The following is a 1,263-nucleotide window of genomic DNA, read 5'->3' on the forward strand; positions in this document are numbered from 1 at the left end:
AAATTTAGTTCGGCCGCGTCCTACTCTCCCACCAGGTCCCCCTGGCAGTACCATCGGCGCTGGCGGGCTTAGCTTCCGGGTTCGGAATGGGACCGGGCGTTTCCCCACCGCTATGGCGGCCGTAACATCTTGAGACAACCAGCCGAGAACACACCTGTGCGTCCTCGAGGCCAGTAGGGGTCTCAGATCTAAACAGTGGATGCGAGCAGCAAGAGTCTTACTGTAAGAATCAGCTTTGTGGTCAAGCCCTCGGCCTATTAGTACCGGTCCGCTACACCCCTCACGGAGCTTCCACGCCCGGCCTATCAACCCGGTGGTCTACCGGGAGCCTTACCCCATCAAGTGGGTGGGAGACCTCATCTTGAAGCAGGTTTCCCGCTTAGATGCTTTCAGCGGTTATCCTTCCCGAACGTAGCCAACCAGCCATGCCCTTGGCAGAACAACTGGCACACCAGAGGTCCGTCCATCCCGGTCCTCTCGTACTAGGGACAGCCCTTCTCAAGTCTCCTGCGCGCGCAGCGGATAGGGACCGAACTGTCTCACGACGTTCTAAACCCAGCTCGCGTACCGCTTTAATGGGCGAACAGCCCAACCCTTGGGACCTACTCCAGCCCCAGGATGCGACGAGCCGACATCGAGGTGCCAAACCATCCCGTCGATATGGACTCTTGGGGAAGATCAGCCTGTTATCCCCAGGGTACCTTTTATCCGTTGAGCGACCACGCTTCCACAAGCCATGGCCGGATCACTAGTCCCTGCTTTCGCACCTGCTCGACCTGTCGGTCTCACAGTCAAGCCCCCTTGTGCACTTGCACTCGCCACCTGATTGCCAACCAGGCTGAGGGAACCTTTGGGCGCCTCCGTTACTCTTTAGGAGGCAACCGCCCCAGTTAAACTACCCACCAGACACTGTCCCTGATCCGGATCACGGACCGAGGTTAGACATCCAACACGATCAGAGTGGTATTTCAACGCCGGCTCCACCCGAACTAGCGTCCGGACTTCACAGCCTCCCACCTATCCTACACAAACCGAGTCGAACACCAATATCAAGCTATAGTGAAGGTCCTGGGGTCTTTCCGTCCTGCTGCGCGAAACGAGCATCTTTACTCGTAGTGCAATTTCGCCGGGTCCGTGGTTGAGACAGTCGAGAAGTCGTTACGCCATTCGTGCAGGTCGGAACTTACCCGACAAGGAATTTCGCTACCTTAGGATGGTTATAGTTACCACCGCCGTTTACTGGCGCTTAAGTTCTCAGCTTCG

The 1,263-nt window shown here is 57.1% G+C and carries 2 rRNA genes; both read right to left on the reverse strand.

What is annotated here, in order from left to right:
• Nucleotides 1-7: 7 nt before the first annotated feature.
• Nucleotides 8-124: ribosomal RNA gene (gene rrf / locus ABH920_RS50025) — 5S ribosomal RNA — on the reverse strand.
• A 113-nt stretch (nucleotides 125-237) separates the two neighbouring features.
• Nucleotides 238-1,263, reverse strand: a 23S ribosomal RNA gene (locus ABH920_RS50030); the annotation flags it as partial.

The sequence above is a fragment of the Catenulispora sp. EB89 genome (assembly GCF_041261445.1).
GTDB lineage: Bacteria > Actinomycetota > Actinomycetes > Streptomycetales > Catenulisporaceae > Catenulispora.